Raw genomic sequence first — 6412 nt, forward strand, 5'->3', positions numbered from 1 at the left:
GCGGCATGTCGATCTCCTGATCCGCGTAGCGGGACCAGTAGGGATCGGCCATCGTGAACGGGTCGTGCGGATGCGTGAGTGAGGCGACCAGGCAGAACGGTCGCTTATCCCGGCCGCGTGCCAGGTCGAATAACTTCTGACGCGTGGCCGAAACGACCTCGTCGTCGAAGTCGATCTGGTTCGTGCGCGTGCAGGGGCCGGCCTGCGTGACCGAATCCATGGTGTGATACCAACCCGGGCGCGCCTCGAAGCGCGTCCAATCGGGGGTCCACCCGAAATCGGCCGGGTAGATGTCAGTCGTGAGCCGCTCTTCGTAACCGTGCAACTGGTCCGGGCCGCAGAAATGCATCTTCCCGGCAAGGATGGTGCGGTACCCGGCGTCCCTCAGGTAATGCGCGAAGGTGGGAGACTGGGATGGAAACTCTACCGCATTGTCATAAGCGCCGGTGGAGGACGGGAGCCGTCCGGTCATGAGAATGGCGCGCGAGGGCGCGCAAAGCGGGCTGTTGCAGTAAGCGGCATCGAAAACCACACCTTCCCGCGCCAGCCGGTCGAGATGCGGCGTCTTGGCGACGCGATTGCCGTAAGCCGGCAGCGCACCTGCCGTCAGCTGGTCCGCCATGAGGATGAGAATGTTCGGCCGGGATGCCACGTTCCACCAACTCCTGTGATCGAGGAGTTAGTCGCGCTTCGTGGCAAAAGCGTGAAGCATTTCCGTCCTTATGTTGCTATCACGCTGACTTATGACACGTCTGCGTCATCTCCCGGCCTTGCCCGCTCTCCTCGCCTTCGAGGCGGCAGCCGCGCATGAAAACTTCTCCGCGGCCGGCCGGCACATCGGCATGTCGCAATCGGCGGTCAGCCAGCACGTTCAGCAGATCGAACAGGAGATCGGACAAAAGCTGTTCCGCCGGCTGCATCGCGGGGTCGCGCTGACGGAAGCGGGCCGCACTCTCGCCACCGCCCTGACAATGGGGCTTGACCGGATTGAGGAGGCTCTCGCCACGCTCAGGCAGGAGGCTGAGGCGCCATCACTCAGCATCGCGACCGATTTCGGTTTCGCAAGCTTCTGGCTGATGCCGCACCTGTCCGATCTGGCAGGGGCCCTGCCAGGGGTGGAGGTGCGAATCGTCACCTCCCAGCACAGACGGATCTCGCCTGCACCCGACGCAGATGTGACCATCGCCTTCGGTCCGGCCGAGCCGGGAGCGCAGCTGCTTTTCGCGGAACGGGTGATGCCGGTCTGCAGTCCTGCCTTCCGGGAACGCTGTCGGCTGCAGGATGGCGCCTTCGACTGGGCGCGATTGCCGCTGCTCGATCTCGATGCGGCCGAGCCGGGGCGCTGGCTCGACTGGCGGGACTGGTTCACCCAGGCAGGCCTGCCCAAGCGCCGCGGCCAGGCACCCATGCTGCACTTCAATACGTATCCGCTGGTGGTGGAGGCCGCGATGCAGGGCCAGGGCGCGGCGCTCGGCTGGCGTCCGCTGGTCGATCGGCAGCTTGCCGCCGGGCTGCTGGTGCCGATGGCCGCGGAGGTGGCGACCACCACCCGGGGCTATGCGCTTGCCATCCCCGAGCGAGCGGCGGCGCGGCCAGCGGTGGAAGCTTTCCGCCGCTGGCTGCTGGCGGAATGCGGCGTGAGCTAGAGCGCGTTCACCGCCGCGACCAGCGCGCGGGCCTTCTTCTCCACGATCTCAGGCGTGTCACCCGGCTTGTAGATGGAGGAGCCGATGCCGAATCCGGCCGCCCCCGCTTCCGTCCAGGCGGGAATGTTTTCCACCGAGACGCCGCCCACCGGCACGACGAGCGTGCCCGGCGGCAGAATGGCGCGCACTGCCTTGATCGTCGCCGGATTGGCGGCTTCCGCCGGGAACAGCTTGATGGCGTCCGCCCCGGCGCGGAGCAGGCTGAAGGCTTCGGCCGGGGTGAAGAAACCGGGGGCCGCCATCATGCCGAGCCCCTTGGCGGTGCGGACGAGTTCCGGATCTGCATGCGGGGTGACGAGCAGCTGGCCCCCGACCCCCGCGACCTCGCGCACCTGATCCGGCGTCATCACCGTGCCGGCGCCGATCAGCAACCGGTCGCCGAAGGTCGCGGCAAGCTTGCCGATGCTGACCAGTGGCTCGGGTGAGTTCATCGGCACTTCGACGATGGCGACACCGGCCCGCTCCAACGCGGCGCAGACCTCCACCACCTCATCAGGACGGACGCCGCGCAGGATCGCGATAAGCGGGCAGCGGGCGAACCATTCCTTCATGGTCATGGCATTCTCCTTCAAACGCTCGTCCATTGGACGGAGGCGCCGATGCGATGGAGCCCCGCCGGCGCGGCTTCATAATTCACGAGGCGCGAAACACCGCCGCAGACCGCGATTGCCTGCGCATAGAGATCGCAAAGTTTCGGGTCGCCGATCAGCACCACCGGGCCGCGGTCGGGATGGGCCGCGAGTGCGGCGCGCACCTCATGCCCCAGCAGCAGGCCGGAGAGATAGGAAGCGGACCCGCTTTCGGACAGTTTGCCGAAAAGCCCGAGCGCGCGGACGCCGAAGAGATGCCGCAGCAAGCCACCCGGATCACCGCTGCGCGCGAGGCCGCGGCGCAGCGCTTCCGGATCGGCGGGGGCGTCAGCCTTCATCATGCGACCGAGGATCGTGTGGCCGCTAAACGCCGCGAAGGCCTCGCCCGTCATATAGGTGGAGAAGCTGACGATCCTGCCGCCCTCCACGCTCACCCATTTGGAATGGCTGCCCGGCATGCAGGCGAGGCCGGCCTCTCCGAACTCGGCGAGCGCGCCGATGATCTGCGTCTCCTCCCCGCGCATGACTTCGGGGACCCCCGCTTCCTCGGCCGTGACGCCGGGGACGATGCGGACTTCAGCCCCGTCGTAGGCGACGGGAATGGTGGCGGAGGCGAGATCCGCCGCCCCCGCCGGACAGGGCTTGTAGGGTGCCTCCACCCAGCCCTGGCGGCTGCCGATCATGCCGGAGAGCAGCACATGGCGCTCGCCCGCATTCACCCAGGGCTGGATCGTCCGGCGCAGCATGTCCGCAAAGCGCCCGTTTTCCACGAACATGATGCCCGCATGGGCGGATGCCCGGTCCAGCACCTGGCCGTCCGGCCCCAGCCGGTAGGCACGAAAGCTGCTGGTGCCCCAGTCAACGCCGATCATAGGTCACCTTTTTCATGGGCTCGGTTCCGTTTCAGGAAAGGGAAAGTCCAGTATCGAAACATGGGCGGCGACGACGCGCCAATCACCGTCGAGCCTCACCCAGGTCTGCATCTGCCGGCCCGTCTTGCCGGTCGATCGGCGGCGGAACAGCGTGCTCGCGGTGCCGAAATCCTCCCCGAAGGTCGTGATGACGGTGCGCGCGAGATCGCGGTCGAGATCGCCCGTGCCACGGCCCTGGCGGAAGGCGGCGATCTCCTCCGCGCCGTGCAGGTTTTCCCCGCCACCGTAGCGAATCGTGTGCGGGCTTGCCCAGAACAGCTCGGTCAGCAGGTCCACGTCGTTGGTCACAAGGGCGGTCTCGTAACGCGCGAAAGCGGCGGTAAGTTCGGCGAGAACCGCCGGCTTGTTGATCTCCAAAACGCTCTCCTATCCTCAGGCCTGGAAGGCCGGCGCCACCGGCGCCCGGCAGATGCCGGCGGCCTCCAGCGCGGCCGCGGCACGAATGAGCAGGTCTTCGCGCCAAGGGGCGGCGATGAGCTGTACGCCAATGGGAAGCGGTCCTTCGGCATTCTGTACCGGCACGGCAAGCACCGGCAGGCCGATGCACGTGATGGGCTGGGTGAAGAGGCCGAAGGAGGGCCGCAGCGGCATGGTGCGGCCGGCAATCGTCAGCATCTCCTGTCCGATCGGCTGCGCGGGCACGGCGGTCGCGGGTGCCACCAGCACGTCGAATTCCCGGAACACCTCAGCCATGGCGGCGCGCCACAGCGCGCGGACCTTCTGGGCGTGCAGATACCACCCGGCCGGCACCAGGGCGCCCGCCAGCAAACGGTCCCGCGACAGCGGTTCCATGTCGGCGCGGCGATGGCGGAGGTGTGCGCTATGTTGCCCCGCACCCTCGACGGCGGTGATGACGAAGGCCGCCGAGCGGCCGGCCGCAGCACTCTCGGGCGCTGCGACCGGCGCGGCTTTGAGCGCCTCCGCGATACGGGAGACGGCGGCCTGCGCGGCCTCCCCCATCGGTCCATCGAAATAACCCGCAAGACGGCCGAAGCGCAGCCCGTCGGTGCCCGTTGCAAGCAGCGGGGCCACCGGCTCCAGCGGCCGCGGTGTCTGGCCGGCATCGGCCGCGTCCCGCCCCTGCATCGCGTCATAGGCCAATGCGAGGTCGGCCACGCTGCGGGCGAAGGGCCCGATATGGTCGAGGCTCGGCACGAAGGCGATGGAGCCCGCGCGCGACAGCCTGCCGTAGGTCGGCTTGAGGCCGAAAATGCCGTTGAGACTGGCCGGCACGCGGATGGAGCCGTTCGTGTCCGTCCCGAGCGTCAGCGGCACAAGACCGGCAGCGACCGCCGCGCCTGACCCGCCGGAAGAGCCGCCGGCACTCCGCGCCGTGTCATGCGGATTGCGCGCCGGGCCGTAATGCGTGTTCTCGGTCGTGAAGCCGTAGGCGTATTCGTCCATGTTGAGGGCGCCCAGCAGGACGGCGCCGGCCGCCTCCAGCCGCGTCACAAGGGTCGCGCTGCTCGCCGCCGGCGCCTTGCCGGCCTAGATCAGCGATCCCGCCAGGGTGATCTCGCCCTGGACGTCATACAGGTTCTTAACCGCAAACGGGACGCCGGCGAGGGGACCCGGATCGCGGCCCTGATGCACGGCCAGGTCGACCGCCTCCGCCGTCGCCAGGGCCTGGTCCCGGTAGGTGGTGGTGAAGCAGCCGAGCGTGGGGTCGAGCGAGCAGATACGGGCGTAGGCCTCCCTTACGCCGGCGACCGCCGTCTGCCGGCCCCGCCGCACCGCGTCGGCGATGTCCACGGCGCTCTGGTCGCAGGCCGAGGTCACAGCCGAAGCACCGGAGCCGGGTCCAGGTCCGCCGGAAGGTCGAGCGCCATGAACTTCGCCTGGAGCGCCTGAAGGATGCGCATGTTGGCCGCGACCGCGGCGATAGCCTCCTCGTCCAACTCGAGGCCGAGCAATTCCGCCGCCGCGCGCACGTGGATCTCTACCGGATCGCTCACGCGCCGGTCTCGTAGGGATGGAGGGCAAGCCAATGGCGGGCGATGTCGATCCGCCGGGCCACCCAGACCTGGTCGTGCTGCTGGACGTAGTCGAGGAACCGGGCGACCGCTGCGGCGCGTGACGGCTTGCCGGCGATGCGGCAGTGCAGGCCCACCGACATCATCTTGGGCGCCGTCTCGCCCTCGGCGTAGAGGGTGTCGAAGGCGTCCTTCAAATAGTCGAAGAACTGGCCGGGGGTGGTGAAGCCGTTGAGCGCCACGAACTTCATGTCATTGGCGTCCAGCGTATAGGGCACGACCAACTGCGGCTTGCCGAACCGGGTGTCGTAGTAGGGAAGGTCGTCGGCGTAACTGTCGGCGTCGTAGAGGAAGCCGCCTTCCTCCACGACCAGCCGAGCTGTGTTGGGGCTGGTGCGGCCCTGGTACCACCCCAGCGGCCGTTGGCCGGTCAGGCGGGTATGGACCGCGATGGCCCTGGCGATGTGCTCGCGCTCGATGGCCTCGGGCACAGACTGGTAGTTGATCCAGCGCCAGCCGTGTGACGCGACCTCCCATCCGGCCATCAGCATGGCCTCGACCGCAGCGGGGTTCTGCTCCAGAGCGCTCGCCACGCCGAACACGGTGAGCGGCAGGCCGCGGCTGACGAACAGGTCGCTCAGCCGCCAGAAGCCGGCGCGCGAGCCATATTCATAGAGGCTCTCCATGGCCATGTTGCGCGCGCCTTCCACGGCGGCGGCTCCGACCATGTCGGACAGGAAGGACTCCGCGCCCGCGTCGCCATGAAGCACAGAGTTCTCCGCGCCCTCTTCGTAGTTCAGGACGAACTGGACCGCGATGCGGGCGCGGCCAGGCCATTGGGGGTTCGGAGCCTTGCCGCCGTAGCCGATCAGGTCGCGGGGGGCGGTCACGACGCCGCCTCGAACATTGCGCGCGCCGCCTCGACCCCGGCCCCCTTGCGCGGCTTCAGGCCCTGGTCCCGCAGCACCGTCTCGAAGGCGCAGAGCGTGCGGGTCACGGCCGCCTCGGTCGCGTTGTAGCCCATCGCCCCGATGCGCCAGATCCGCCCATGCAGGGGGCCAAAGGAGGAGCCGATCTCGATGGAATGATCGTTCAACATGCTTGCGCGCACCCCCTCGCCGTCGATCCCCTGCGGGATCAACACGCCGGTGACGTTGGTCATCTTGTGGGCCTTGTCACCGTAGACCGTCAGGCCCATGGCCTCGACCCCG

7 protein-coding genes and 2 pseudogenes are annotated in these 6412 nt (G+C 68.3%); 1 reads left to right on the forward strand and 8 read right to left on the reverse strand.

Going from position 1 to position 6412, the window contains the following annotated elements; genetic code table 11:
- Window positions 1-652: sulfatase-like hydrolase/transferase (locus tag VL752_RS17520; protein WP_325357151.1), on the reverse strand; the 652-nt coding region annotated here is incomplete at its 3' end.
- Between the two features lie 91 nt (window positions 653-743).
- Between VL752_RS17520 and VL752_RS17525 the strand changes: the two genes are divergently transcribed.
- Complete coding sequence (locus tag VL752_RS17525) at window positions 744-1646, forward strand: LysR substrate-binding domain-containing protein (protein ID WP_325357152.1); 903 nt, start codon at window positions 744-746, stop codon at window positions 1644-1646.
- Here the strand turns inward: VL752_RS17525 and VL752_RS17530 are convergent.
- The 7 genes and pseudogenes from VL752_RS17530 to VL752_RS17560 all read right to left on the reverse strand — a co-directional run.
- Window positions 1643-2263, reverse strand: coding sequence for a 2-dehydro-3-deoxy-6-phosphogalactonate aldolase (locus VL752_RS17530; RefSeq protein WP_325357153.1), 621 nt, complete (start codon window positions 2261-2263; stop codon window positions 1643-1645). The genes VL752_RS17525 and VL752_RS17530 overlap by 4 nt on opposite strands.
- Window positions 2264-2274: 11 nt before the next feature.
- Window positions 2275-3168, reverse strand: a complete 894-nt coding sequence (locus VL752_RS17535; protein ID WP_325357154.1) for a 2-dehydro-3-deoxygalactonokinase — start codon at window positions 3166-3168, stop codon at window positions 2275-2277.
- Window positions 3169-3180: 12 nt separating this feature from the next.
- Entirely contained in the window at window positions 3181-3585 is a 405-nt protein-coding gene (gene hpxZ / locus VL752_RS17540) for an oxalurate catabolism protein HpxZ (RefSeq protein WP_325357155.1), read from the reverse strand.
- Between the two features lie 15 nt (window positions 3586-3600).
- A pseudogene (locus VL752_RS17545) lies at window positions 3601-5007 on the reverse strand (AtzE family amidohydrolase).
- Window positions 5004-5183: an AtzG-like protein gene (locus tag VL752_RS17550; RefSeq protein ID WP_325357156.1), complete on the reverse strand. Its 180-nt coding sequence runs from the start codon at window positions 5181-5183 to the stop codon at window positions 5004-5006. The pseudogene VL752_RS17545 and the gene VL752_RS17550 overlap by 4 nt, the downstream one beginning before the upstream one ends.
- Window positions 5180-6091, reverse strand: coding sequence for an allantoinase PuuE (puuE, locus tag VL752_RS17555; protein WP_325357157.1), 912 nt, complete (start codon window positions 6089-6091; stop codon window positions 5180-5182). The genes VL752_RS17550 and puuE overlap by 4 nt, the downstream gene beginning before the upstream one ends.
- Window positions 6088-6412: pseudogene (locus VL752_RS17560) on the reverse strand (alanine--glyoxylate aminotransferase family protein); the annotation flags it as partial. The pseudogene VL752_RS17560 and the gene puuE, both read right to left, overlap by 4 nt.

This window comes from Acidisoma sp., assembly GCF_035492295.1.
Taxonomy (GTDB): domain Bacteria; phylum Pseudomonadota; class Alphaproteobacteria; order Acetobacterales; family Acetobacteraceae; genus Acidisoma.